This window comes from Oenococcus oeni, assembly GCF_020510245.1.
Taxonomy (GTDB): domain Bacteria; phylum Bacillota; class Bacilli; order Lactobacillales; family Lactobacillaceae; genus Oenococcus; species Oenococcus oeni.
This window is the reverse complement of the sequence record NZ_CP084701.1, coordinates 1,702,010-1,727,709: the sequence shown is the minus strand read 5'-3', so window position 1 is coordinate 1,727,709 and position 25,700 is coordinate 1,702,010. Positions and strand designations below refer to the sequence as shown.

Genomic DNA, 25,700 nt, shown 5'->3' with positions numbered 1-25,700 from the left:
ATGGCAAAATTAATTAAAAATATTGATATCTATACTGGCGTAGGAGTCGTGAAAAACGGTTTTCTGCGCTTTTCTAATAAAATTGAAGAAATCGGCGAAGCGAAAGCTTTTGTTACTAAAGGTGACGATCAAGTAATCACTGTTCCAAAGGGGGCAATTATCGTACCTGGTTTTATTGATGTCCACACCCATGGAGGCTATGGTTTTGATACGATGGATGCTGATGTCGATGGCTTGAATCGTTTTATGGAAAATCTTCGAAGGGAAGGTTTGACAAGTGTTTTTCCGACCACGATTACGCAAACAAAAGACAACATTAAAAAAGCTCTTGTTTCGGTTGCTGAAGCAGCAAAAAATAATTCAATGATCCGGGGAATCCATTTGGAAGGTCCTTTTATTAATGCCGACATGAACGGGGCGCAACCGGCAGAGTATGTGATCAGGCCTGATTTGGCTTTGTTTAAAAACTGGCAAAAAGATGCTGATGGTTTGATCAAATTAGTTACTTACGCTCCAGAAAAATCCGGATCGGCTTTTGAAGCCGGTTTGCATAATATGGGTGTTGTGCTTTCGGCTGGCCATACAAATCAATCTTATTTCAAAATGAATAAGGGCCAAACCTTGGCTTCCCATGTAACTCATTTATACAATCGCCAGTCGCAATTAGAAGGCCGTGAACCCGGTGTCACAGGATATGGTGTCTTAACGCCGTCTATCAAGGTTGAAGTAATTGCTGACGGGGTACATGTTTCTCCTGAAATGATTAAATTGGCTTATCAGTTGAAGGGTGCCAAAAATATTGAAGTAATCACTGATTCGATGAGAGCCAAAGGCCAAAAAGAAAATGAAGTTTCAGAATTAGGCGGTCAGAAGGTTATTGTTAAAAACGGAGCTGCTCGTTTGGAAAACGGCCATTTGGCAGGTTCGGTCCTTAAGTATATTTTGGCTTTCAGAAATATTCAAAAATTCACTGGTGCCAGCATTGAAGAGGCCGTCTTAATGACTTCAGTAAATCAAGCGCGAGAATTTGGCTTGAATGATGTCGGCAGTCTGGAAGTTGGCAAACGGGCAAACTTTAATTTGCTGAATTCCGATCAGGACTTATTAGAAAACTTTCTCGACGGAGATGGTTTAAAGGCAGTTGATCAAAAATGAGCGATATGCCTATTTTTCTTCAAATCCGCGATGATTTAGCCGAAAAAATCCGTAGACAGCATTTTAAGGGTGGAAGTCGTTTGCCAGCCGAAAGAGTTTTGGCTGAACAGTACAAAGTTTCTCGAATGACTTTACGCCAAGCGATTGCATTATTGGTTAACCAAGGTAAATTGATTAGAAAACCCGGTTCGGGAACTTATGTATCCGATCAGGAAAAAGAAGTTTCGGAAAATCTGAAGGGTATCACCAGTTTTACTCAGATTATGCAATCTCAGGGTAAAAAAGCTCAATCAAAGTTCATAGTTTTTAAGCGTCACTTGCCGTCGGCAATTGAGGCCTCTAATCTTGAAATTGATCGAAATGAAGAAGTTATCACAATCGAGAGAGTTCGTTATGGGGACGAGGAACCGATCGCTTTTGAAATTACGACAATTCCGGTTTCTTTAGTCGGCAATATCAACCGCAGCCAAATGGCTCACGGACTTTATGAGTATTTAGAGGACCGGGGCTTTCATTTTGGTAAAGCTGTTCAGGAGATTTCAGCGGTCGTACCAAACGAAATCGTTTGTAAACGATTAAATTTAACTCTTGGCCAGGCAGCTCTTTTTTTGCGTCAAACATCTTACCTTACTGATGACAAACCGTTTGAATTTGTAAAAACCTATTACGCTGGAGACCGATACCGTTTTTATCTTGAAAAGCATTAATGTTTTTGGTAAATACTCATTTAATCGCTTTTTGACTGCTTTCATTGCCAAAACGCCAAACCGTGATTAGCATTGTAATGCCAAACAGTTTAGTGATCTCATTGGTTATTCTGGTACGGCGTTCAGGCAATATACCGTTCGATACCAATCCGAAAATTTTATAAAATAATGGCGATACTTTCGTTAAATCGATCGGTTTTTCTGGTGTTAAGCGTTAATGCGTTCTTAATTCTCAGCACTTTCTTAATTAAAATTAGGAATCTCTTTTTCGTAAGCTTCAATTTTTTTGGCGTAATTCATTGTGATCGCGATGTCATCGAGGCCATTGATGAATTTGTGTTTCCAAAGCGGATTAATTGAAAAATCAAACTGATACTTTTCATATCGTACCTGTTGCCTTGGAAGATCAACAATGATTTTTTCTTTAGCTGGAATTGAAGCCAGGATTGTTCGATCTTTTTTAGGAAGCTCGATCGCCAAAAGACCATTCTTTGTACTGTTCATATAGAAAATATCGCTGTAGCTCCCGGCGATTACGACTTGAAAGCCATAATCCTTTAGTGCCCAGACGGCGTGTTCTCTCGATGAACCACAACCGAAATTTTCTCCCGTTACCAAAATTTGTGCCTGCTTGTATTCCGGCTTATTTAAAATGAAGTCCGGATTGGCCTCTTTTGAAGTGGCCTTGTAACGCCAGTCATAAAATAAATTGCGTCCGTAGCCACTTTTAAGAATATTTTTTAAAAACTGTTTTGGAATAATTTGATCAGTATCGATATTGTCCCTCATTAAGGGAATTACGCCACTGTTAATTGTTGTAATTTTTTTCATCAAATTATCTCCTTTCTGATATCAATGAAATGACCGTGGATTGCTGCAGCGGCAACCATTGCCGGACTTGCTAAATGAGTCCTTGAACCAGCTCCCTGGCGACCGGCAAAATTACGGTTGGATGTCGAAGCACAATGAATTCCTGCTGGTACTCTATCGGGATTCATCCCCAGGCATGCCGAACAACCGGGTTCGCGCCACTCACAACCAGCCTCTTTGAATATTTTGTCCAAGCCGATTTTTTCGGCTTTTTCTTTAATTTTTCGTGATCCAGGAACGACTAATGCAGTAATTCCGTTTTTGATATGTTTGTTTTTTAGAACTTTTGCAGCAATAATCAAATCGGAAAGGCGACCATTGGTACAGGAACCAAAAAAGACAAATTTAATTGGTATTTGGTTTGCTTTTTCGCCAGCTTTCAAACCGACATATTCATAAGCTTTTTTGTCTTCTTCGTTTTTAATTTTTGGAAAAGGCTGATCTATTGGTACAGCCATCCCTGGGTTTGTTCCCCAACTGACAAAAGGTGCCAATTCGTTAACACTGAAATCGATTACCTTATCAAAAGCATCCGGACTGTCCGTGTAAAACTGTTTCCAGTAAGAAACTGCTTTTTCCATATTGCCCGGCGCATATTTTCGATCGGCGATATAATCAAAGGTTGTTTGGTCTGGCTGAATACTTCCCATTTTGGCACCGCCTTCGATGACCATGTTGCAAAGAGTCATTCGCTCTTCCATGTTCATATTCCGAATTGTATCTCCGTAAAATTCAACTGCGTAACCAGTTCCAAAGGAGACACCTTCACGAGCAATAATACCCATGATAATGTCTTTGGCATAAACTCCTTTCGACAACTTTCCGTGGACATGGATTCCGATTGTTTTTGGTTTTGTTTGCCAAATCGTTTGTGTGGCGAGAACATGCTCGACCTCACTGGTTCCGATTCCAAAAGCGATCGAACCAAATGCTCCATGAGTGGCCGTATGTGAATCTCCGCAAACAATTACCATTCCTGGTTGGGTTAGGCCCAGTTGCGGACCAATAACGTGAACAATTCCTTGGTCTTTTGATCCCATTCCAGCCAAACGAATTCCGAAGTCTTTTGTGTTTTTAGCTAAGGTTTCAATTTGTTTTTTGGAAATTAAATCTTTGATATTGAAAATATCGACCGTGGGAACATTGTGATCCATTGTGGCAAAATTTCGATCCGGCCGTCTGACCTGACGATTTTTTTCCCGCAATCCTTCAAAAGCCTGTGGCGATGTGACTTCGTGAAGTAGTTGCAGATCAACGTAAATCAATTGTGGTTCGCCGGGTTCTCCGGTAATTACATGTTGATGCCAGATCTTGTCGAACATTGTTTTTTTCATATTTATTCTAGTTTTCCTCAATTCTTTTGATAATTGCATTCGTAACAACAGTTGTTTTGCTGTTTCCACCTAAGTCGGGAGTTGTTGTGCCATCTTCTATTGTTTTATTGACACTATCTGTGATTCGCTTGGCCAAATCTTTTCGATTAAAACTGTGGTCAAGCATCATGGCAACTGAATTAATCATCGATAAGGGATTGGCAATTCCTTTTCCTGCGATATCGGGCGCTGATCCGTGGATTGGTTCGTAAAGGGCTGGGCCGTGATCGCCCCGGCTTATCGAAGGGATTGTTCCCAAAGAGCCGGTAATTTGGGCCGCTTCGTCACTTAAGATGTCGCCGAATAAATTTTCGGTTACGATTACGTCGAATTTTTCCGGAGCGGAGATAATTTTCATTGCTGCGGCATCGACGTAGCAGCTGTCAAAGCTAATCTCGGGAAATTCTTTGGCAACTTGGTTGGCAATTCTCCGCCATAGTTTGCTGGTTGCCAAGACATCGGCTTTATCGACTAGAGTGACATGATGGTTGCGTTTTGCAGCCGTTTGGAAAGCAATTTTCACTATTCGTCTTATTTATGTTGCGCTATAACGCATGGTATCGAGAGCTGCTTGTTCAGACTCTTCTCGTGGTTTTCCAAAATAAATTCCACTGGTCAGTTCTCGAACGATTAAAAAATCAATTTTTTTAATTTGTTTTAAGGGCGAATACTTTTGCATAGCGGGACTAATGGCCGTCGGCCTAATGTTTGCGAAGAGATTTAAAGCTTTACGAATTTCTAGCAATCCTGCCTCTGGTCTTTTAGAAGCTTGGTCCCATTTGGGGCCGCCGATTGCAGCCAACAGAATCGCGTCGCTATCTTGACATTCTTTTAGCGTATTCGCTGGCAGTGGATCACCGTCTTTGTCAATTGCTGCACCGCCAAAGGGCAGTTCCTTGATTTTATAATCAAAATTTTTATTTTTACTAACAACTGCTAAAACAGCTAATCCGGCTCGCATTATTTCAGGGCCAATATAGTCTCCGGGCAAAACAGCGATTTCAAAGCTCCGCCCATTCATCTTTTCACCTCGCTAATTTGCTGCATTATTACCTGTAAATCTTTTTCGTCGATAAGAGCTTTTTTGTCGGCTCTTTCTTTGAAAATTGGAAAAATAATTTTCATTGATTCGTGATCGAACGGATAACCCATTTCCTTTAGCTTTTCCATTACGGCATGTGAACCGGATAGTTTTCCCAGGGGCAGTCTAGTAGATTTTCCGCCGACTGTTTCCGGCCTTAGGATTTCGTATGTTTGGGGATTTTTCAACATTCCGTCTTGATGAATACCAGATTCATGGGCAAAGGCATTATTACCGACGACTGCCTTATTTTTTGGCAAAGGCATTTTGGAGTACCTGCTAATCATTTCACTGGTTGCTTGGGTATCTTTTAAGTTGATATTATCGGTCGCATGATAGTAGTCTTTACGAACATATAGGGCTGCCGCAATTTCTTCCAATGCAGCATTTCCAGCTCTTTCTCCAATGCCGTTGATTGTTCCCTCGATTCGTGTGGCTCCATTTTCGATTGATGCCAGACTGTTCGCGACAGCCATACCTAAATCATCATGGCAATGAACGGAAAAGATAACTTCGTCAAAAGTGGGAATATTCTTTCGAAGATATGTGAATAAATCGGCAAATTCGGCGGGATTCGTATAACCGACTGTATCGGGGATATTAATAACACTTGCGCCTGCTGTGATAGCTGTTTCAATCGCTTGGACTAAGAAAGTTCGTTCCGTGCGGGTCGCATCTTCCGGTGAGAATTCAATGATTTCAAAAAAATGATGGGCATATTCAATGCTGCCTTTGATTTTTTCAAGAACCTCTTTTTTTGTCATATGTAGTTTGGATTGACGATGAATCGGACTGGTAGCGATAAAAATGTGAATTTGTTTATGAATTGCCGGCGCAGTGGCCTGTACACAGGCATCGATATCCTTTTTATTAGCGCGGGCCAAAGCAGTTACTCGAGCCTTTTTAATTGATGAAGCTACCGCTTGAACTGCTTGGAAATCTCCCTTCGAAGCTATCGGAAAACCCGCCTCGATTACATCGATACCCCATTTTTCTAGTTGTTGCGCAATAGCTATTTTTTCTTCGATGCTGAAATTAACGCCAATTGTTTGTTCGCCGTCTCTTAAAGTTGTATCAAAAAACTGAATTTTTTTAATCATTTTGAATAATCCTTTTTTTTGGAATAAAAAAAGTATCCCAACAAAATGGGATACTTTTTTCGACAAGCCCCATTTCTACAACAAAATAGGGCTCGACAAATAATAATTGTCAGAGTCCTATATCAGATCAACAAGGCTTTTAAAGAGATCATGTATGAAAAATTATTCATTGAAATATTGATAAATTTATTCATAATTCATAACCTCCTCAAAAATGTTTAAAACAAGTGTATCACTTAATTATTAAAAAGATCACTAAGTTTATTGAAAGAAATTATTTTTCATTGCATGTCGGCATGATTAATTCTTTTTGCCAACCAGTCGCCAATTCCCTGGATCGCAAATATTAAAATCAGTAAAGCAATCGTGCCGATCCAAACGACATCGTATTTTGATTGTTGTCCGAAGGTCACAACGGTGTTTCCCAGACCGCCTGATCCGATTGCACCGGCCATTGCCGTTAAACCGACCAAACTGATCAGGGTTACTGTTGAAACGCGAATTATTTCCGGGAAACTTTCTCTCATGTAAATGACCAGAATATCCCAATTATTTGCACCAAGAGCCTGGGCCGCTTCGATTTTCCCTGTATCAACCGATTTAAGGACTACTTGAATCTGTCGTGCGTAAAATGGAGCGACCGAGAGGCTTAAAGGAACCAAGGCGGCTGTTGCGCCGAGCGTAGTCCCGATTAAAACTTGTGTAAAGGGCGAAATCACGAATAGAAGAATTATAAATGGAATTGCTCGAAAAATGGAAACAATTTTATCAGCTAACCAGAAAATTTTTCCGTTCGGCAAAATTCCATCGTCGTCGGAAATAACCAAAATAATTGCAAATACTAAACCAATTGCACCGCCGATGATGGCTGAGAAAAATGTCATGTATAGGGTTTGATATATTGCCGCCCACCAGCCATAGTCGCCGCTCCAGCCCATTGAAACAACATTCGGCAGGACTTTAATTAACCAATTAATCATTTTCCCTCCTTGATGATTTCCAATTTGACGTTTTGTTTTTTGATTTCATCCAGAGCTTGTTTGAGTTTTGTTGCTGTACCCGACAAAACGACAATCAAAGTTCCAATTGGAATATTTTCGATTGTTTCGACATTTCCGTAAAGAATATTGGCTGAAACTCCGTAATTTTTTGCCAATGAAGAAATTAATGGTTCGTCAGTCGAAGAGCCACTAAATCCCAGTTGGATTAAAAACTCGTTCTTTTGCAATCGGGCGATTTCCGGTTGCCTCAAAATTTTTTCAAGAGCTTCCTGATTACCGGAAGCCGATTCGATAAATTCTTTCGTTAAAGGTTTTTGTGGATCGGCAAAGATGCTATAAGTCGAATTTTTTTCGATGATTTCACCATCTCTCATCACGGCAACCCGATTGGCAATATTTTTGACTACCTGCATTTCGTGAGTAATCAAGACGATTGTCAAGCCGGTTCGTTTATTTAAATCAGCCAACAATTCGAGGATTTGCTTGGTTGTTTTTGGATCAAGGGCGCTAGTCGCTTCATCGGAAATTAAAATTTCCGGGTCATTAGCCAATGCTCGCGCAATTGCAACTCTTTGTTTTTGACCGCCGGATAATTGAGAAGGATGGTTATCGATGCGGTCAAAGAGGCCAACTTCTTCCACCAGTTTTTTGGCCTTTTCCAGTCTCTTTTCTTTGGACATTTTGGAATGCTTCAAAGCAAAGAGGACGTTCCCTAAGACTGTTGATTGATCCAGAAGATTGAAATGCTGAAAAATCATCCCGATTTTTTGACGCAAATTACGTAATTCTTTTCCTTTGATCAGAACATTACCGTTTTTTACAGTTTTTGTCTGACCAATCATCATATCTCCGCTACTCGGATGCTGAAGCAAATTAATTAAACGAACCAAACTGGATTTTCCGGCACCAGAATAGCCGACAATTCCAAAAATTTCTCCTTTTTCGATTGCCAAATTAATATTTTTTACCGCATCAATCGACTCGCTTCCGTTTTGAAAATGAACACTGATGTTTTTCAGTTCAATGATCGAATCACTCATAACTTTTAATTAATTCCTTTGTAAAGTCGACGTGATCAAAATAATCCTTTATTCGGACATTTTCATCAGGGGCGTGATCGGCTGAATCGCTGTAACCGATTCCGATGGCAGCGATTGGCGATTTAAAGTTGTTGTAAAAGTAAGCCATTGGGCCGGTTCCAGGAGTCGTTGGCAGCAATGAAATATCGTTACCGTAGATTTGTTTATCTGTTTTAATAACTCGCTGAATTTCTGGTGCAGATAGATCGGAACGGTATGGTGTTTCTCCCAAAGTATATTCGGCTTGAACGTTATCAAAATGATTATTTTTTAAATGGTCGACAACTTTTTGAAAAATATCGTGTGGGTCCTGATCTGGGACTAGTCGGATCTCCAATTTTGCAGTTGCTTCAGCTGGCAAAACCGTTTTAACACCATCTTCCTGGTAACCAGATTGAATTCCTTCGATATTTAGAGCGGGTGAAAAATATAAAGCTTTTAATAATTCAGTTTTTGTTTGGCTGTTTAAAAGCGGAGCTGTTAATTGAAAACTGTCGACTAATAAATGCTCGTCAATGGTCGAATATTGATTGACCAATTCCTGTTCTCGTTCGCTTGGTTTGCGTACCGTGTCGTAAACCCCTTTGATTGCAATTGTGCCGTCAGAATTACGCAGGGAATTAATTGCTGCAACCAATTGCCAGGCAGCTGAATCAATTACAGGGGCAAAACTGGAATGCAAATCCCGTCCAGCAGTTTTTGCTTTCAGATCGAAAGTTACAATTCCTTTGGTCCCGCCGCCGATTTCCTGCTGACCCTTGTTGTTGTATCCGCCGGATTCCCAAATTACGAGATCGTTTTTCAGAAATTGAGCATGTTTTTTTAAATAATTAGCGAGACCGCGGGAAGCTGTTTCTTCAGAACCTTCAACAACAAAATCGATGTTTACCGGTAAAGAATGATTGTTTTCTTTTAGATATTCGGCCAACGCTGTTAAACGAGCCAACAAATTTCCTTTGTCATCATCGATGCCGCGACCAAAGAACTTGTTGTCGCGTTCGGTCAGAATCCATGGGTCGCTATGCCAAAGATCAAAAGGCTCAGCCGGTTGGACATCGTAATGATTGTAAATTAAAAGTGTTTTTGCATTATCCTTTGTGGCTTTAAATTGAGCTAATACAAGCGGAAACTCATATTGATCGTCAATAATCACCTGGTCGGCTTTTAATTCTTTAAAAAAACTCCCAATCAACTCGCTGGCTTCTTTTAGACCTGTTTTTTTGGCCGAAACGCTTGGAATTTTAATTAATTGTGCCAGTTTTTCTAAATAATCCTGTCTAATTTTTGTTGTCGCAACCATTTTTACTCCTTCCAAACTTTTTTAGCAGTTGAAATAACCAGTTTTAATTTTTCCCACTGTTGATCCTCTGTCAGCAGATTACCTTCTTCGGTTGAAGCAAACCCACATTGAGTACTGATTCCGAGGTTTTCCAAGGGGACATATTCGCTGGCTTCTTGGATGCAATCGATTAGTTTCGTCTGTTCCTCTAATGCGGGCAGTTTAGAAGTCACTATTCCAAGAATTATTCTTTTATTCGAATCTTGCTTCCAAATTTGTTTTAATGGTTGAAATCCACCAGAACGGTCGTTATCGTATTCCAAAAATAATCCATCGTAATTCAGTTGTGCTAAATATTTAGCAATTACGTCATAGCTTCCAGAAAAAAGGTAAGTCGACTTGAAGTTTCCACGACAGATGTGAGTTGTTACCGTTAGATCCTCTGGTAAATCCTTTAAAAGATTATTAATTACTTGGATTGAATCGTTGGCTATTTTTTCATATTTTTGACGACTTTCGGGATCGTTTTTTGTGTCATTTAATTTACTGATTAAAAAGGCCCAAGTTGTGTCGTCTAGTTGAATATAGCGAGCCCCCAATTCGTAAAAATGAAGAATTGTTTTATGATAGGCAGCTGCGATGTCAGCCAAATAATCAATCCAATTTTCGTAAAAATGATGCCAATTGTCACTCCGATTATCCCTAAACAGCAAGCTCGGAGATGGGATTGTTTGTTTAGGCAGGATATTAGATGGTGTGATTGATTTTAAATATTTGAAGGCAGCGAAAAAAGGATGATTTGGATTGTAAGCAATTTTTCCAACTAATTCCGCGTTATCGGTTCTCGTTTTGCTACCATGAAATTTATAACTTTTTTCGTAGTCATATTTACCAACTCCGGAAAGTCCCCAAAGAAAGTCCAAATGCCACCAACTGCGGGAAAATTCTCCGTCGGTAACATCGTTTAAACCAAGTTCGACTTGTTTATCGACAATTTTTTTAATTTCTTTCTGTTGAATCTCAAGTAGCTTTTCCTGGTCTATTTCACCGGCGCTAAATTTTTTATGCGCAATTTTTAAATTCTCGGGTCTTAAAAAACTGCCAACAATGTCGGCCCGGAATGGTGGCCTTGTCAATGTAATATTTGTATTTTCCGACATCTTAAATTTCTCCTTACTTTATTTTGATATCCCAAGCTGCCAGTTCAGTACCGTCAGAATATTTTTTAATTAACTGCTTAACTTTCTTTTGGTGATAGCCTTTAATGATTTCTTTATAGGCAGCGTATTTGGCTTTGTTTTTCTTGTAATTTGGTTTGGCAGCGATCACGTTGATCCACTTCTTTGATGCTTTGTTGACCGGTTCAACGTATATGGCTGATTTGAATTTTAATCCGGCTGATGAAACGAAGGTGTTGTTTACAAAAGCAGCATCGACTGAACTTAAAGAACGGGCGGTCTGCGAAGCGTCGACCAGAGTTATTTTGATCTTTTTTGGATTACTTGTGATATCACTTGGAGTAGCCAAAGTGACACCCTTCTTTAATTTAATTAAACCAGCTGTCTGCAAGGCAACCAAGGAGCGACCCTCGTTGGTTGCATCATTAGGAATGGCAATTTGTGCCCCTTTTGGAAGATCCTCGACACTCTTATATCCTTTTTTGGTATAAAGACGAATCGGTGCGATGACTGTTTTAGCGATTGCCTTGATATCACCGTGATTTTCTTTGTTCCAATTATCCAAAAAATCATAATGCTGAAAAGCGTTCAAGTCGATATTGCCGTCTTCTAAAGCCTTGTTGGGCTGGGAATAATCGGTAAATTGAACATATTTAATTGTGACATTTCCATGCTTTTTAGCATATTTGCTGATGACTTTCCATTCAGCCTTGGCCTCGTCATCCATTGTCATTACACCGATTTTAACTGTGATTGCTTTGGCCTTGGCAGATGCAACTGTATTTGAATTAATTGCCGGCAAAACAAGTGCTAAGGTACTCACGGCCAGACTTGAAAGTGAAAAATAGGCTGCCTTTTTAATTGCTCTTTTCATAATAAATAAATCTCCGATCCCAAAATTTAGTGATTTATCGCGGAATTTCCCGACAAAAAAATCGCTCCTGTAAATTAATACAGAAGCGACTTGTCGCGTTACCATCCTGATTTGTTTCTTTGCTTGCACAAATAAACCTTACTAACCATCTTTGTTAGCAGATGGGCTAACAGCAATGGCGTGTCCGATAACGAGGACCATTCCGTTTGATACTTTCGGTAAACCGTTCGTATCAACCAATCACCGGCCATTTTCCTTTTCTTAGTAAAGATCGGCTTACAGCTAGTACCGACTCTCTAGACATTACTGGAAAAGTACTTTCCGGATCAATTCGTTTGAAATCTACGTAACACAATATAACAAGGGCCGATTGCTTTGTCAAACATTTTTAAAAAAGAAAGAGAGACACAAAACAGATCTAGCGTTTCTTTATTAGGAGCAAATGGTGCAAGATAAATATCTTGCTAATTTATATTTGTGGACAGAAGAAATTTTGATGAATTTATTGGCTTATTTCTTATTTAAGAAAAAGTTTTTTTAGGGGTGTAAAATAGTTCATATAAAGTTTTGAATGAATATTCATTCCGAAATTGTTAAAGGAGTAATCTTATGACACAACATGTTTATATGATCGGAACTGGAATTGGAAATCTGTCTGCTGGAATATATTTAATTCGTGATGGCAAATGGTCTGGCAAACAAATCACAATGTATGGTTTAAATACCCACGGCGCAAATGATGGTAATTTGGTTGAAGAATATACCAAGGAATACCGGGGGCCTAAATTAAGCAATACAAAGGGCTTTTTGGCCGAGGGTGGTCGCATGCTTAATGAGGCGACTTATGAAAATCTCTGGGACATTTTGCGAAGCGTTCCGTCTTTAGATAATCCTGGTCAGTCAGTGACCGACGATATTTTACATTTTGATCACGCCCATCCAACCCACGATGTTGCTCGTTTGATGGACAAAGTCAATGGTTTGAGAATTAACGGTAAAAATGATTACGAAAAGATGCAGTTTAATATGCGCGATCGAAGTTTTTTGACCAAATTAATGCTGATGCCGGAAAAGGATGAAGAAAAATTAAACGACATCTCGATTGAGGAGTGGTTTAAGACAAGTCCGCACATCTTTACAACTAATTTCTGGTATATGTGGGAAACGACTTTTGCTTTTAAAAAAGAATCTTCGGCGATGGAACTTCGCCGTTATATGAACCGAATGATTTTAGAGTTTTCCCGAATTAATACTCTGGAAGGCGTTACGCGAACTCCTTACAATCAATATGAATCGATTATTTTGCCAATGCGGAAGTATTTGGAAAATAGCGGGGTTGAATTTGTAAACGATACTAAAGTTACTGCTTTTGATTTTGCCGATACGCCTTTTCGCGATGACATTATCGTGACCGGCTTGGAGTTGGAAAATGTTGATTCTGGAAAGAAATCAAAAATCAACGTTGAAAAAGATGATTTTATTTTTGATACAAACGGTGCGATTACTGATTCGGCAAGTATCGGTGATATCGACACAGCAATTGTCGAAAACAAAGAATATGCTCCATCAGCAGCTTTGTGGAAACAAGCAACCGAGCATTTTTATTCCCTTGGCCATCCGGATAAGTTTTTCAACGACCGTTCGCAATCCGAATGGATGAGCTTCACGGTGACAACCAATAATCATTTCTTGTTGAATCAAATTACCCGAATTACTCAGCAGGAACCCGGCAATGCCTTAAATACTTGGGTCGATTCGAATAATTTGCTTTCGATCGTTGTTCATCATCAGCCACACTTTAAAGCTCAAAAAGAAAATGAGACCGTTTTTTGGGGCTATGCAATGTTTCCTAGAAAGAAAGGGGACTATGTTGACAAACCATTTATTGAAATGACCGGTCGGGAAATTCTTAGTGAATTGATTGGTCATTTAAATGAAGTCGATGGGGCAGCTGATAAAATCGGTGATCATCTTGACCAGATTTGGGATTCGGTTGTTAACGTGATTCCGGTTTATATGCCTTATGCCAGTGCTCTTTTTAACCGGCGCGCAGTTGGGGACCGTCCTGCGGTTGTACCAAAGAATTCTAAAAATTTAGCCTTTATTAGTCAATTTGCTGAAATGCCCTTCGATATGGTCTTTACCGAACAATATTCGATTCGAGCGGCGCAGGTGGCCGTTTACAAATTCCTCGGTATTCCTTCTAGTAAATTAACCAAACTTCATCATTATGAAAAAGATCCAAAAGTGATTGCAAGGGCCACAAAGAAGATGTTTAAGTAATTTGTTTTTCACCAGAAGAAACTTTTGAAAAATTGAAACTTCGATAAATAAAAAAGCATTCTCTATCTGAATGCTTTTTTATTTGCAAAACTTTTAAAGTTTGCTTAAATTTGAGATCAAAACTCCGCCAATCACGACAAGAACAGAGCCGATAACTATTTTAACCATTTGATCGCGAGTCTTTTTTTCGTGTAAAAGATAAATTCCACCGAAGGTTCCGACAATCACACCCATCTGTGAAAGGGTTGTGGCCGTTGCTTGCCCGATTGCCGGGTTGGCCGTTGAAATAAACATAAATAAATTTCCGACTCCCCAGTTTAAACCGGTTAAAATATTTCTCCAAGTTGCTTTTTGAAACATTTTTTCGGATTCGTGGAAAACAAAAATTACGATAATAAAAGCACCTATAACCTGGCCGATTGCTTGAGGACCAATGATTGCCGTCATGTAGCTGGCGCCATTATTAGCTTCATGGACGGCCTTGCTGATAAAGCCGACTTTGAACATCAAGTTTGGAAAAACAAAGTAAAGCATGTAGCCGATTGTTGAAAGCAGAAGAGCAATCAACCCGTGTGAATAGGCAGCCGGTCTTTGGGTACTGGTAGACTTGGAAGCTTTTGAACGAGCGGAAGTCAAAAGCGCGCCAGTTGTAACCAATGTAATGGCAATTGCACCGAAAATCCACATCTGAATTGTTGTCCATTCGCCAAGAACGGCTGCTGCCATTATTGCGTTTGAAACAATTTGTCCGGCAGTTGAAAGCGGAAAAGCCGAAGAAACGCCCATATCTTTATAGGCGACGAATTGTCCAGCTGTACCAACTGCCCAAAAAATTCCGGAAAATAGGCCGACTATCCATATGCGGTAATCAAGCGAAATATGATTTGGAATCACATAAAACAGCATTACTGCCAAACCGAAAATTAATGCGCCGAAAGTCATGCCGAGTGTTTGTTGGGCAGCTGATCCACCCATTTTTGTGTTAACTAAGCCAGTTGATCCCCAAGTTATGGCAGGAATCAAGGCAATTAAAATTCCCATAAAATACCTTTCTTATTTTTTTATGTTGTAAAACGTTTAAAACAACCTTTTAACTATAGAATAATTGGTAACCCCTTTCAAGTGAAAAAAGTCCCAATTTTAAAAATTAGAATTCTCATCTAGTAATGAAGATATAGATTTTCTTGGTTGAAAAGCCGGTATCAAATTTAATTCCTTTTGAGCTGATTGTCTTCAAAGAGGTTGTCTGCGATGTTTTTGCTTCTTTGGCAAACTTTGTGAACTTTTCTAAAACGTTTTTTGAATTGGCGCCAAGTGAATTAGCCAGCAAGGCGAAAGTTGTTGCGAAAGTTTGAGCTGATTTTTTATTGCTTCCGCTTGAAAGCAATTTAGCCGGGACGATTAAGGATATTCCGATTAATCGACCATTAGCGACGTTGACTCTTATAATATAATTTTTATTGCTAACAGCATTTTTAATCGCATTTTTAAGCTTTTTCGGTAGAAGGTTATCCTTGTTTTCTGATTTCAACTTCGCTGTTGCCGCTTGAACTTCTTTGGCGTCCTGCTTTAATTCTTTGTTTTTTTCTTCCAATTGAAGTTATTCGGTCCGACTCATTCGAGCGATTTCGGCGGCCGTTGTTTGTTTTGCCGCTTGCGCTTTTTTTAATTCGTTTGCTTTTTTAATAATGCTTTTCGGTAGGGAACTGGCAATTAAAGATTGATTATATTTTTTGGCGAATTTTTGGTAGTCAGCCAATTGTTTACTTGCTTTAACAACTATTTTGGCAGATACGTTGCCATTATAAATCGTTACTTTCTGTTCTTTATTCGAACTTGGAATATTTATTGCAAAAGAATTCGATCTGATTCGAACAGAATGCTTTTTTCCGTCATTAATTGAATAGCTGATAAATTTATTTTTAGTTGCGGTTCCCTTGATATTCGTGGACAAACCACTTGCTTTGTAAACTGTTTTATCCGGTTCGACTTTCGCTGGGCGAAAGATATAATATCTGACACCGGAAACTATTAAAAGGAGAAGGATTATCTCTGAAATTATTTTCGTTGACTTCTTCATCAGATAACCACCTTTCCGGAAAATTGGCTATTATACAGATCGGCATAAAAACCGTTTTTCTTCATTAACGAGTCATGATTTCCGGTTTCAACAATTGATCCGTGGTTCATAACGACAATATGCTGAGCATCGCGGATTGTTGAAAGACGATGTGCGACGACAAAACTCGTTCTTCCTTTTAGCAGAGTTTCCATTGCATGTTGAATTTGGACTTCTGTTCGACTGTCAACAGAAGAAGTCGCTTCATCGAGAATCAGAATTTCCGGATTGGCAAGAAAAGCTCGCGCAATTGTAATCAATTGCCGCTGCCCTTGAGAGATATTTGACGCTTCTTCATTAAGAATTGTTTTATATCCTTTTGGCAGTTGCTTTACAAAAGTGTCGACGTGGGCGGCTTTTGACGCTTTAATAACCTCATCTTTTGATGGATTTTCTTTTCCGTAAGCGATATTGTCATAGATTGTTCCAGTGAAAAGCCAGGTGTCTTGAAGTACCATTGCGAAGTGGGAACGTAATTTTTCGCGGCTCATATCACGTGTATCCTGGCCGTTGAAACGGATCGAACCGGCTTTTATATCGTAAAAGCGTTCGAGAAGGTTGATCATAGTCGTTTTTCCAGCCCCGGTCGGTCCCACAATCGCAACGATTTCGCCTTTTTTAACCGGCAAATTATAATCGGTCATCAATAATTCGTCATTGGGATTGTATCCGAATTGAACGTGATCGAAATTAATTATTTCTTTTTCTTTTTTGACCGGAAGATTTTGCTTATTATTTTTCATTTCCGGTTCATCAAGAACTTGAAAAATACGCTCTGCAGAAGCAATTGTTGATTGAATTTGGTTTGTAAGAGTGGTAATTTGAGAAATCGGTTGACTGAATTGATCGGTATATTGAAGAAAGGCCTGAATATCACCGATTGGAATTTTGCCATTAGCGACTTTAATCCCACCGAGAATTGCAATGCCGATGTAACCCAAATTATTGATAAAGGTCATTAGAGGCATAATCATGCCGGAAATAAATTGGGCTTTCCAGCTGGCTTTATAAATTTGATCGTTTTCTGCTGCAAAGCTTTGTCGTTCTTTGTCTTCGTGATTATAGGCTCTGACGATTGTATATCCGGCATAAGTTTCTTCGATCTGATTGTTCAATAATCCCAAGTGGCGTTGCTGATCGGAAAAATATTTTTGTGAACGGGGTGCGACGATTCCGATGATAACAACTGAAACAGGTACGATAATCAAAACCCATAAAGTTAATGGGATCGAAATTGAGATCATCATCCAAAGAATCGAGAAAAAGGTTGCAATCGAGGTAATCAGCTGGGTCAAATTTTGTTGCAGAGTCGACGAAATATTATCCATATCATTGGTTGCTCTGGACATAATATCGCCATTGGAGTGTGTGTCATAGTAGCTGATCGGAAGATTCCGCATTTTGTTTTTCAAGTCGCGTCGAAGATCGAAAACGGTATGCTGGGAAACACGCGTCATGATAAATTGTTGTGCAAAAGAAAGAATTGCCGCCAGTATATATAAGACAATAACTTCAATCACGATACTGATAATTTTGTACCAATTCATCGGCAAAGTGGAAATGTGCATCCCGGCTTTTATTTCGGCAGCTCCCGAGAGAACTCCTTCATAAATTTGAGTCGTTGCTTTTCCAAGAATTTTTGGAGTTTGTGCTTGGAAAATTGCTGATCCGATTGCAAAAACGACCACAAAACTGACAGCCAGCCAACGCTTTTTCATATAACCGAATAAACGTTTTGTGGTTGGCCAAAAATGTTTTGGTTTTTCTACCAGACCCGGGCCACCATGCGGTCCGAAACCGCGCGGGCCGCCAGGATGTTTTTGAGTCGTTTTGTTGTTTTCGGCCATTATTGATCTCCTTTCCGAATCTGCGAGTCAATGATTTCTTGATATGCTTTGTTTTTTTCTTTAATTCCTGATGCGTGCCGACACCGGTCATTTTTCCGTCTTCAAGAACTAGAATAGTATCGGCATCGACAACCGTTGAAATTCTTTGGGCAACGATAACAACGATTGATTTTTTAATTTCTGGGTCTTTTTTCAAAGCAGCCCGCAAATTGGCATCGGTTTTAAAGTCCAAGGCCGAGAAGCTATCGTCAAAGATGTAAATTGAAGCTTTTTTGGCTAGAGAACGGGCAATTGCCAAGCGCTGCTTTTGGCCTCCAGAGAAATTGTCGCCCCCTTGTTCAACGTGGCCGTCCAGACCGCCGTCCAGTTCTTTAATGAAATCACTGGCTTGGGCAACATCCAAGGCATGCCAGAGTTCTTCGTCGCTGGCATTCGGATTTCCATATTTAAGATTATCGCGAACAGTTCCGGTGAAGAGGGTTGCTTTTTGTGGCGTAAGAGCTATTAAATCGCGAAGATCATGTTGACGGTAGTTTTTGATATTTTGACCGTTAACTGTAATTAATCCTTTGTCAATATCGTAAAAACGCGGAATTAAATTAATCAAAGTCGTTTTTCCAGAGCCGGTTCCACCAATAATTGCGACTGTGTCACCAATTTTGGCAGAGAAGTTTACGTTTTTGAGCGCTGCTTCTTCAGCACCATCATAAAAGAATTCAACGTCTTTGAAAGACAGTTCCGGTTTCTCAAGGGCTTTTACTGATTCTTTGGGATCTATAATTGTTGATTTGGAATTAAATAATTCATTGATTCGATCCGCCGAGGCCTGGGCACGAGGAACCATTACGAAGATCATTGACAGAAGCATAAAACTGATCATAACCTGCATTGCATAGGTCATAAAGGCAACCAGGTCACCGGTTTGCATTGCCTGATAGGAGATTAATTTTGCTCCGAACCAAGTGATACCGACATTTGTTCCAGACATTATCAAGGTTACCAAAGGAAAAATTGCCGACATAATTGTAAAGACTTTTATGGCATTGTCTGTATAATCATCGTTAGCATCTTTAAAACGAGACTGTTCGAACTTGTCTCGCCCAAAAGCACGAATAACCCGGACACCAGTCAGTCCCTCACGAAAAACCAGATTGATTCGGTCGGTTTTTTTCTGCATTGCTTTGAAAAGTGGTATCGCAAAGTACATCGCAATACCGATTACAATCACCAAAACCGGAATCGATACGAGAAAAATTTTTGTTAATTGAGGCGACTTGCTATAGGCCATAATACTGGCCGCCACCAGCATGATCGGAGACATAAGCATCATCCTTAAAAACATCATGGCGACATTTTGAATTTGGACGACGTCGTTGGTTGTTCTTGTAATTAGAGACGAAGTGCCGATTTGGTCGAATTCTTTGTTGGAAAAGCTCATTACTTTGTTATAGATATCGCGTCTTAAGAGCATCCCAAGTTTTTGTGAGGCAATCGCTGAAGTATAAACATTAGCCACACCGGCTAAAACCGAGATGAACGAATATAAGGCCATCCAGACACCTGTATGATATATGTAGTTTATATTGCCTTTGATAACGCCGTTATTGATTAAATTAGAAGTCAAATCAGGCAAAAGCAGCATCGTATAAACCTGAATGATCATAAAAACGACTGATGCTGCAACTGCCCATATGCTCATTCTTCCTTTGGCTAATTTAATCATGCTCTTTCTCCTTATATACTCCGTATTTTAACCAGTCTATTTGTTTGTCTATTCCTTCCAGGATATCTTCTAAATCCACTTTTTGACCGGAATCGCATTTTGAAAAGTAGGCCGTTGCTGCTTGAATGATGATTCCCGACATTATGTGCCGCAAAGTTATCAGATCCTTTTTTGATTTTATTTTCAAAAAAGAGAAATCTATCTCATCGAAATATTCCGGTGCTTTGTTTTCCGGATGATGAAAATTCGCAAAACTATCAATAATATTTTGATCTCGTTGAATATTCAAACCGAAAATAGCATTTTCGAAAAAAATCGAATTCTCGCCATTCACAATTCTTCTCAAGACTTTTTTTGCGACTTGCCGCCATGCCTCAATCAAATCGCCTTGGTGATTTTCGAGTTCTTTTTTGAAATTTTCATGAAAGCCCTGAAATTTTTTTTCAAAAAAATAATGATACAAATCATTCAAATCATCAAAATATTGATAAAAACTTCCCCGAGGGATTTGGGCTCCAGTAACTATATTGGCAATACTTGCCTTTGATAAGGGCACGCGGAAGAACTCTTTTTCAGCGGAATTAATAATCCTTTGACGTTTTTCTTCACTTAAATTGTAAAAAGTTTCTTTCGGCATACAGATTGTTTTTATTATGACATGTTGTCATATGACAACATGTCATAATAACTTTATTAAAATTAAAAGTCAAGAAAAAGATTTTGTTTTCCTTTTCATAATCCGATATCTTTTAGTTTGTTATCGAGGATTTTTTTTGTTAAGATTGCAACAATATGAAAATCCTAATGTATGCTGTTTTCGAAGATGAAGTACCTTATATTGAAGAGTTTGCCAATCGTACTGGCCATGAAATCGTTCAGGAAACCGATTATTTATCCGAAAAAAATGTCGATTTGGCAGCCGGTTTCGATGCGGTTGTTACCCAACAGACGGTCAACATTCCTGACATGGTGTATTCTCGTCTGGCTGAATTAGGTATCAGGCAAATCAGTATCCGTCAGGTTGGTTACGATATTTTAAATATCGATGCGATTCATAAAGCCGGACTGCGTGCGTCAAATGTCGCAGCTTATTCGCCAAGAGCGATTGCCGAATACACATTGACACAACTTTTAAACCTGATCCGTGACAACAAGAGATATTATCAGGCCACAGAATCGGGTAATTGGTTATGGTCTGCAGCCCCTCAGGGGAAAGAAATCCATGATCTAACGGTCGCTGTTATCGGCGCTGGACGTATTGGTTCGGCTCTGGCTGAGATGCTTCATGTACTTGGCGCGAAGGTTTTGGCAGTTGATCCGGTTTACCATGCTCAAAATGAAGCTTTTTTGGATTATACAAATCTTGACGATGCTTTGAAAAGGGCTGATGTTATCACTTTCCATACGCCTTTAAACAAGCAGACCAATGGTATGGCCGACAAAGATTTTTTTCAAAAAGTTAAAAAGAATGCATACATTTTAAACTTTGCCCGCGGAGGGATTATTCAAACTTCGGCTTTATTGGAAAATTTGCGTAGCGGAAAATTAGCTGGAGCAGCTCTGGATGTTTTGCCCAATGAAACCGAGTTTATGGGCAAAATCCAAAATCCTGACAAACTTCCGGCTGATGTTCAGGAATTAATGTCGAGGGACAACGTTTTACTGTCGCCACACGTGGCTTTTTATACGAACCTGGCCGTTAAAAATATGGTTGAAATAGCTTTAAACGATGCGATTGCCCTTTCTCAAGGCAAACATATCGAGAATGAAATTCTTTATTAAACTTTTAAAAATAATTTAAATCAATCCCTAAAAACAGTCAAAAAGCTCTCCACAAACTAATTGAATTTTGTGGAAAACTTCACTTTATTGCTTTTTTTGAAAACGCTAACATCAAGTTAATGAAGGATTTATAAATCTGGTTGGATCGGAAAAAACTTGATAGAACTGATTCTGAATTGGATTTATTTATCCTTCAGAGTGAAATAATTGATTGTTTTTTATATCAATTCTTATTTTTGTACCAGAGGGGGATGCGAGTGTTACTAGGAAGCATTGAAGCTGGCGGTACCAAATTTGTTTGTGCCGTCGGCAATGAGGATTACCGGACAAAAAATATTGTTCGTTTTCCAACGACTACACCAGAAGAAACATTGACAAAATGTGTCGAATATTTTAAGAAATTTGACGATGTAAAAGCGATTGGCGTTTCTTCGTTTGGACCGATTGAATTGCGTCGCAATTCGCCTAAATATGGTTACATAACAAATACGCCAAAACCCGGTTGGGCCGATGTTGATTTCGTAGGTCGTTTAAAAAAAGATTTTGATGTACCAATTCATTGGACCACTGATGTTAATGGTTCGGCTTATGGAGAATATGTTATTTCGACTTTATTCAACGAGCATATTAATTCTTTGGTTTATTACACGATCGGAACTGGTGTTGGTGCCGGCGCGATTGTGAATGGCAAATTTATCGGTGATCTTGGCCATCCGGAAATGGGGCATGTACGTTTAAAGCGTCATCCGGATGATTTGGACTTTCCAGGAATTTGTCCTTTTCACGGCGATTGCCTTGAGGGACTCGTTTCCGGTCCGACTTTTGAAGCGCGAACCGGTAAAAAAGGTCAAAACGTTCCACTGACTGACCATGTTTGGGACATAGTGGCTTATTATGTTGCTCAAGCAGCGATTCAAGTTACTTTGACACTTCGCCCGGCAAAGATTGTTTTTGGCGGCGGCGTCGTTAGCGAGGAATTTTTGAAAAAGGTTCGTGTCCAGTTTAAAGAGCTGTTAAATGATTATGTCGATGTTGGAAAACTGGAAGATTATATTGTGATGCCGGCAATCAAGGAGAACGGATCAGCGACTTTAGGCGATTTTGCTTTGGCACTTTTGGAATATCGTAAATAAAGTTAGTGAAAAAATTATTTTAATAGTGATATAATACAATAAGTGAATTATTTCACATAAAAGGGTTTGAATTAAAGATTATTTCCCATTTTGAATAATGATTCCTTTGTTGATTCTTAAATTGACAATTGTTGAAAAAAGGAGATTTTATTATGGCAACGATGGATGCATTAGTATTAACTGCCGTTAAGAATATGAAAATTGAACAAGTCGACAAGCCTCAAGTGAAGGCAAATGAGGTTTTGATCGAGACCAAATACGCCGGAATTTGTGGAACCGACCATGCTCTTTACAATGGTTTGCCGGGTTCGGCCGCTGCGGTTCCACCAATTGTTTTGGGACACGAGAATTCCGGGGTTGTTTCCGAAGTTGGTGAGAAAGTTACAAGCGTCAAGGTCGGCGACCGGGTAACGGTTGATCCGAACATATACTGTGGCCACTGTTTCTATTGCCGGACTGGCCGTCCAGAACTTTGTGATAATTTGTCGGCCGTCGGTGTTACCCGTAACGGAGGTTTGGAACAATACTTCACAGCACCTTCGACACAGGTTTACAAGGTTCCTGACAACGTTTCTTTAAAAGCCGCCGCCACAACCGAACCGATTTCATGTGCTGTTCACGGTGTTAAGTTGTTAAAGTTAACGCCTTATCAAAAGGCTCTGGTAATCGGTGATGGTTTTATGGGTCAATTGTTTGTTCAACTTCTGCGTGCTTACGGAGTTCATCAAGTGGATTTTGCCGGTATTATCGATGAAAAGCTGGCTCTGAACAAAGAAAAATTTGGCGTTACCAATACTTACAATACGACTCGCGACAAGATTCCGGCTGATTATGATGTTGTGATCGAAGCAGTCGGTCTTCCCGAAACACAAGAACAAGCCGTTAATGCAACTGTCAAAGGAGCGCAAGTCTTGATGTTTGGTGTCGGAAAACCAAATCAGGAATTCAAAATGAATACTTACGAGGTTTATCAAAAGCAACTTACAGTTCAAGGTTCCTTTATCAACCCTAATGCTTTTGAAGATTCTTTGGCATTGTTGTCGAGCGGGAAATTGGACGTATTGTCTTTGATTAGTAATGAACCATCACTTGATAAAGTTTCCGATTATCTTGATGGCAGTGTTAAAAATGTCAGCAAAGCTGTTGTTAAAGTAGGTGCTTAATCGATGTCTTCTAATATCTCAGCAACATCAAAAACAGAACCAATACAAAAAACACGAACAATTTCAATGCAGAGCTCAATTGCTTACTTCATCTTATCGCTGGTTATTAACTCAGCTGGAAATGTTTTGACACTGGTAACAAGTGCCAAAATCCATCCTTCTTATTTAGGAGCTGCTTATTGGACCGCTGCAACAGTAAACTTCGGAGATGCGCTTAATTGGAATCTTTTCTGGGCCTTTATTATTATTGGTGTTCTAACAGTAATTTTGAACGCGATTCTGATCGGTCATTGGTCTTGGTCAAGAGCAATCGGAAATATGATTTTTATGGTTCCTTTCTCAGCATTGATTCAGGTTTTCGCTGATTTTTTCAATGGTGTTTATCCGGTATTCAAAGGCTTGCCAGAAGCCCACAGTTTAGGAATGATCATTCTTTATATCGTTTTAAACTTCTTCGGTGTTGCCTTGATCGCAACTGCTATCTCGATTTATCAAAGAGTTAATCTGGTTTTGCATCCGGCGGATGATTTAATGCAGGTTCTGCGTTTTAAATATTTCAAAGGCAATGCTGCAGCGGCGATGTGGGTATCCTATATTCCACCAACGGTTCTGGCAATCATTGCTTTAATTATCGATCACCAGTTTACAAATTTGGGCTTGGGCACGATTTTCGCCTTTCTCTTTCAAGGTGGAATTACCGGTTTTGCCGATAAGCGGGTCTTTCTCCATCTCCATCACCAGGCACTGGATGTTGGAAAACAAATTAATTAATAAAAAGGAGAATTTCAACATGGCATTAAAAAATTTCTTTACCGGAATTCAACACGTGGGTATTCCTTCGGCTGATTTGGATAAAACGATCGATTTCTATAAATCGCTTGGTTTTGAAGAAGCCGGATTGTTCAAAAACGGCAAGAATCGTTGTGCATTTATGCGCTTTGGCAATTTAACGATTGAAACATGGGAAGGCGATCCAGCGGTTATGAAGGCCGGTGCAATTAATCACATTTCCCTGAATACAACGGATATCGAAAAAGCTTTTAGCGCTGCTAAAGAACAAGGCCTACGTTTGGTTAATGATGAAATTCAATCAATCCCTTCGTTCTGGGATCGTGGAATTCGTTTCTTCAATATTCTTGGGCCAAATGAAGAAACAATTGAATTTTGTCATATTCTTTGATTTTTCAAAAATAAGTTTTAAAAAACGGATCAAATAACGGTCCGTTTTTATTATTTATTCTGTCTTTTCAATCGCTTTTTTTAAAGTTTCCAAGTCTAATTCGCGTCGGCGAAAATCGGGATTTTCAATTGGTAGATGCAACTGGAAATCCTGAAAAATCTGAACCTGGAGGTCGGCTTTTTTGATTTTAAAATCTAATAGGTGCCCTCCGAATTGACGATCATCGGAGAGAATGTGAAGGTGAAAGCCGGCCGCGGTTGTCCCTTCATACATCGCTGCTGAATAATAGCCAACCATCGTTGCCGTCAGTGAATCAGCATGGAATTCATGTTGCGCTGCCGCGACCTTTGAAAATGGCGGGTATGGTTTTTCTTGTTTATCGGCTGATCGCGCCAAAACATTTGTAAATTCTCCGTGTACTCTAATTGCGGCAAAGACATTTTTAAGTTTATATTCTTCTTCAACCCTTTTTTGAAAACTATCGGAATCAAGATTAATTAGGCTTTCGCTCTTCAACTTTTGATCGAAGTAGTTAATATTTGCAAAGGGTGCTTTTTCGTGCTCGATGTCCATTTTTTGGACTTTTCCGCTGCTGGGGATTCCATAAGCCACCCCATCCAAAACTATTAATTCGACCCCGATTCCGGTTGTTGTACCAATACCGAAATCGCCGTGTTCGAGAAGATCTTTAAGCAGTATTGTCCCATCATATTGGCCATCCATAATTTGAGCCAAAGTGCCATGTTGATAAGCTTTTGTTAAATCTTTCATTT

The 25,700-nt window shown here is 39.5% G+C and carries 23 protein-coding genes, 2 pseudogenes and 1 other annotated feature; of the genes and pseudogenes, 8 read left to right on the top strand and 17 right to left on the bottom strand.

Annotated elements, in window-relative coordinates; translation table 11 throughout:
* Together nagA and J3U91_RS08930 are read left to right on the top strand one after the other, a co-directional pair.
* The gene (nagA, locus tag J3U91_RS08935; protein WP_002817710.1) at nt 1–1,155 is read left to right on the top strand and encodes an N-acetylglucosamine-6-phosphate deacetylase; all 1,155 of its coding nucleotides are present in this window, start codon (nt 1–3) and stop codon (nt 1,153–1,155) included.
* Nucleotides 1,152–1,862: a GntR family transcriptional regulator gene (locus tag J3U91_RS08930; protein WP_002817711.1), complete on the top strand. Its 711-nt coding sequence runs from the start codon at nt 1,152–1,154 to the stop codon at nt 1,860–1,862. Before nagA ends, J3U91_RS08930 begins: the two co-directional genes overlap by 4 nt.
* A 16-nt stretch (nt 1,863–1,878) precedes the next feature.
* Here the strand turns inward: J3U91_RS08930 and J3U91_RS09885 are convergent, their stop codons facing one another.
* From J3U91_RS09885 to J3U91_RS08885, 10 genes and pseudogenes are all read right to left on the bottom strand, one after another.
* Nucleotides 1,879–2,010, bottom strand: a complete 132-nt coding sequence (locus tag J3U91_RS09885) for a hypothetical protein (RefSeq protein ID WP_257608664.1) — start codon at nt 2,008–2,010, stop codon at nt 1,879–1,881.
* A 95-nt stretch (nt 2,011–2,105) separates the two neighbouring features.
* Nucleotides 2,106–2,693, bottom strand: coding sequence for a 3-isopropylmalate dehydratase small subunit (gene leuD / locus J3U91_RS08925; RefSeq protein WP_002819581.1), 588 nt, complete (start codon nt 2,691–2,693; stop codon nt 2,106–2,108).
* Complete coding sequence (leuC, locus tag J3U91_RS08920; protein ID WP_002819579.1) at nt 2,693–4,066, bottom strand: 3-isopropylmalate dehydratase large subunit; 1,374 nt, start codon at nt 4,064–4,066, stop codon at nt 2,693–2,695. Before leuC ends, leuD begins: the two co-directional genes overlap by 1 nt.
* Nucleotides 4,067–4,073: 7 nt before the next feature.
* A pseudogene (gene leuB, locus J3U91_RS08915) lies at nt 4,074–5,126 on the bottom strand (3-isopropylmalate dehydrogenase).
* A complete protein-coding gene (locus J3U91_RS08910; protein WP_002819576.1) occupies nt 5,123–6,286 on the bottom strand; it encodes a 2-isopropylmalate synthase in 1,164 nt (387 codons plus the stop codon). The pseudogene leuB and the gene J3U91_RS08910 overlap by 4 nt, the downstream one beginning before the upstream one ends.
* A 281-nt stretch (nt 6,287–6,567) precedes the next feature.
* Entirely contained in the window at nt 6,568–7,266 is a 699-nt protein-coding gene (locus tag J3U91_RS08905; protein ID WP_002819575.1) for a methionine ABC transporter permease, read from the bottom strand.
* Nucleotides 7,263–8,327: a methionine ABC transporter ATP-binding protein gene (locus J3U91_RS08900; RefSeq protein WP_002819574.1), complete on the bottom strand. Its 1,065-nt coding sequence runs from the start codon at nt 8,325–8,327 to the stop codon at nt 7,263–7,265. Before J3U91_RS08900 ends, J3U91_RS08905 begins: the two co-directional genes overlap by 4 nt.
* Nucleotides 8,320–9,666, bottom strand: a complete 1,347-nt coding sequence (locus J3U91_RS08895) for a M20/M25/M40 family metallo-hydrolase (RefSeq protein ID WP_002819573.1) — start codon at nt 9,664–9,666, stop codon at nt 8,320–8,322. Before J3U91_RS08895 ends, J3U91_RS08900 begins: the two co-directional genes overlap by 8 nt.
* Before the next feature lie 2 nt (nt 9,667–9,668).
* Nucleotides 9,669–10,805 (bottom strand): vitamin B12 independent methionine synthase, encoded by a 1,137-nt coding sequence (locus J3U91_RS08890; RefSeq protein WP_002819572.1) that lies wholly within the window; start codon nt 10,803–10,805, stop codon nt 9,669–9,671.
* 13 nt (nt 10,806–10,818) lie between these two features.
* Nucleotides 10,819–11,697 carry a MetQ/NlpA family ABC transporter substrate-binding protein gene (locus tag J3U91_RS08885; RefSeq protein ID WP_080289872.1) on the bottom strand — a complete coding sequence of 293 codons (879 nt, stop codon included), beginning with the start codon at nt 11,695–11,697 and terminating at the stop codon, nt 10,819–10,821.
* Nucleotides 11,698–11,775: 78 nt separating this feature from the next.
* Nucleotides 11,776–12,036: a binding site (T-box leader), on the bottom strand.
* 270 nt (nt 12,037–12,306) lie between these two features.
* Between J3U91_RS08885 and J3U91_RS08880 the strand changes: the two genes are divergently transcribed.
* On the top strand, nt 12,307–13,980 hold the full coding sequence (locus tag J3U91_RS08880) for an oleate hydratase (RefSeq protein WP_002819568.1): 1,674 nt from the start codon (nt 12,307–12,309) through the stop codon (nt 13,978–13,980).
* A gap of 93 nt (nt 13,981–14,073) precedes the next feature.
* Here the strand turns inward: J3U91_RS08880 and J3U91_RS08875 are convergent, their stop codons facing one another.
* The 6 genes and pseudogenes from J3U91_RS08875 to J3U91_RS08850 all read right to left on the bottom strand — a co-directional run bounded on the left by J3U91_RS08875 (nt 14,074) and on the right by J3U91_RS08850 (nt 20,306).
* Nucleotides 14,074–15,021, bottom strand: a complete 948-nt coding sequence (locus J3U91_RS08875) for a GRP family sugar transporter (protein ID WP_002820910.1) — start codon at nt 15,019–15,021, stop codon at nt 14,074–14,076.
* A gap of 115 nt (nt 15,022–15,136) precedes the next feature.
* Complete coding sequence (locus J3U91_RS08870) at nt 15,137–15,574, bottom strand: hypothetical protein (protein WP_002819566.1); 438 nt, start codon at nt 15,572–15,574, stop codon at nt 15,137–15,139.
* Between the two features lie 6 nt (nt 15,575–15,580).
* A complete protein-coding gene (locus J3U91_RS08865) occupies nt 15,581–16,060 on the bottom strand; it encodes a hypothetical protein (protein WP_002819565.1) in 480 nt (159 codons plus the stop codon).
* The gene (locus J3U91_RS08860) at nt 16,060–17,946 is read right to left on the bottom strand and encodes an ABC transporter ATP-binding protein (protein ID WP_032804851.1); all 1,887 of its coding nucleotides are present in this window, start codon (nt 17,944–17,946) and stop codon (nt 16,060–16,062) included. Before J3U91_RS08860 ends, J3U91_RS08865 begins: the two co-directional genes overlap by 1 nt.
* A pseudogene (locus J3U91_RS08855) lies at nt 17,946–19,669 on the bottom strand (ABC transporter ATP-binding protein). Before J3U91_RS08855 ends, J3U91_RS08860 begins: the two are co-directional and overlap by 1 nt.
* Nucleotides 19,662–20,306, bottom strand: a complete 645-nt coding sequence (locus J3U91_RS08850) for a TetR/AcrR family transcriptional regulator (RefSeq protein WP_002819557.1) — start codon at nt 20,304–20,306, stop codon at nt 19,662–19,664. The pseudogene J3U91_RS08855 and the gene J3U91_RS08850 overlap by 8 nt, the downstream one beginning before the upstream one ends.
* Before the next feature lie 167 nt (nt 20,307–20,473).
* On the opposite strand from J3U91_RS08850, the gene J3U91_RS08845 reads away from it, so the two are divergent.
* From J3U91_RS08845 to J3U91_RS08825, 5 genes are all read left to right on the top strand, one after another.
* A complete protein-coding gene (locus tag J3U91_RS08845) occupies nt 20,474–21,451 on the top strand; it encodes a D-2-hydroxyacid dehydrogenase (protein ID WP_002819555.1) in 978 nt (325 codons plus the stop codon).
* Nucleotides 21,452–21,708: 257 nt separating this feature from the next.
* Nucleotides 21,709–22,584 carry a fructokinase ScrK gene (scrK, locus tag J3U91_RS08840; protein WP_002819554.1) on the top strand — a complete coding sequence of 292 codons (876 nt, stop codon included), beginning with the start codon at nt 21,709–21,711 and terminating at the stop codon, nt 22,582–22,584.
* Between the two features lie 152 nt (nt 22,585–22,736).
* Nucleotides 22,737–23,747 carry a zinc-dependent alcohol dehydrogenase family protein gene (locus J3U91_RS08835; RefSeq protein WP_002819553.1) on the top strand — a complete coding sequence of 337 codons (1,011 nt, stop codon included), beginning with the start codon at nt 22,737–22,739 and terminating at the stop codon, nt 23,745–23,747.
* A 3-nt stretch (nt 23,748–23,750) separates the two neighbouring features.
* Nucleotides 23,751–24,518, top strand: a complete 768-nt coding sequence (locus J3U91_RS08830; RefSeq protein ID WP_002819552.1) for a DUF6198 family protein — start codon at nt 23,751–23,753, stop codon at nt 24,516–24,518.
* A 19-nt stretch (nt 24,519–24,537) separates the two neighbouring features.
* The gene (locus J3U91_RS08825; protein ID WP_002819551.1) at nt 24,538–24,927 is read left to right on the top strand and encodes a VOC family protein; all 390 of its coding nucleotides are present in this window, start codon (nt 24,538–24,540) and stop codon (nt 24,925–24,927) included.
* Between the two features lie 54 nt (nt 24,928–24,981).
* Here J3U91_RS08825 and budA read toward each other — a convergent pair whose 3' ends face one another.
* Nucleotides 24,982–25,698 (bottom strand): acetolactate decarboxylase, encoded by a 717-nt coding sequence (budA, locus tag J3U91_RS08820; protein ID WP_002819543.1) that lies wholly within the window; start codon nt 25,696–25,698, stop codon nt 24,982–24,984.
* Between the last annotated feature and the right edge of the window lie 2 nt (nt 25,699–25,700).

Coding starts and splice junctions, on each gene's coding strand:
- J3U91_RS08885 (WP_080289872.1), bottom strand. CDS start 11,697: ATGAAAAGAGCAATTAAAAAGGCAGCCTATTTTTCACTTTCAAGTCTG.
- leuD (WP_002819581.1), bottom strand. CDS start 2,693: ATGAAAAAAATTACAACAATTAACAGTGGCGTAATTCCCTTAATGAGG.
- J3U91_RS08865 (WP_002819565.1), bottom strand. CDS start 16,060: ATGAAGAAGTCAACGAAAATAATTTCAGAGATAATCCTTCTCCTTTTA.
- J3U91_RS08850 (WP_002819557.1), bottom strand. CDS start 20,306: ATGCCGAAAGAAACTTTTTACAATTTAAGTGAAGAAAAACGTCAAAGG.
- J3U91_RS08875 (WP_002820910.1), bottom strand. CDS start 15,021: ATGGGAATTTTAATTGCCTTGATTCCTGCCATAACTTGGGGATCAACT.
- J3U91_RS08900 (WP_002819574.1), bottom strand. CDS start 8,327: ATGAGTGATTCGATCATTGAACTGAAAAACATCAGTGTTCATTTTCAA.
- J3U91_RS08890 (WP_002819572.1), bottom strand. CDS start 10,805: ATGTCGGAAAATACAAATATTACATTGACAAGGCCACCATTCCGGGCC.
- J3U91_RS08930 (WP_002817711.1), top strand. CDS start 1,152: ATGAGCGATATGCCTATTTTTCTTCAAATCCGCGATGATTTAGCCGAA.
- J3U91_RS08835 (WP_002819553.1), top strand. CDS start 22,737: ATGGCAACGATGGATGCATTAGTATTAACTGCCGTTAAGAATATGAAA.
- J3U91_RS08825 (WP_002819551.1), top strand. CDS start 24,538: ATGGCATTAAAAAATTTCTTTACCGGAATTCAACACGTGGGTATTCCT.
- J3U91_RS08910 (WP_002819576.1), bottom strand. CDS start 6,286: ATGATTAAAAAAATTCAGTTTTTTGATACAACTTTAAGAGACGGCGAA.
- nagA (WP_002817710.1), top strand. CDS start 1: ATGGCAAAATTAATTAAAAATATTGATATCTATACTGGCGTAGGAGTC.
- leuC (WP_002819579.1), bottom strand. CDS start 4,066: ATGAAAAAAACAATGTTCGACAAGATCTGGCATCAACATGTAATTACC.
- budA (WP_002819543.1), bottom strand. CDS start 25,698: ATGAAAGATTTAACAAAAGCTTATCAACATGGCACTTTGGCTCAAATT.
- J3U91_RS08860 (WP_032804851.1), bottom strand. CDS start 17,946: ATGGCCGAAAACAACAAAACGACTCAAAAACATCCTGGCGGCCCGCGC.
- J3U91_RS08895 (WP_002819573.1), bottom strand. CDS start 9,666: ATGGTTGCGACAACAAAAATTAGACAGGATTATTTAGAAAAACTGGCA.
- J3U91_RS08845 (WP_002819555.1), top strand. CDS start 20,474: ATGTATGCTGTTTTCGAAGATGAAGTACCTTATATTGAAGAGTTTGCC.
- J3U91_RS08880 (WP_002819568.1), top strand. CDS start 12,307: ATGACACAACATGTTTATATGATCGGAACTGGAATTGGAAATCTGTCT.
- J3U91_RS08830 (WP_002819552.1), top strand. CDS start 23,751: ATGTCTTCTAATATCTCAGCAACATCAAAAACAGAACCAATACAAAAA.
- J3U91_RS08905 (WP_002819575.1), bottom strand. CDS start 7,266: ATGATTAATTGGTTAATTAAAGTCCTGCCGAATGTTGTTTCAATGGGC.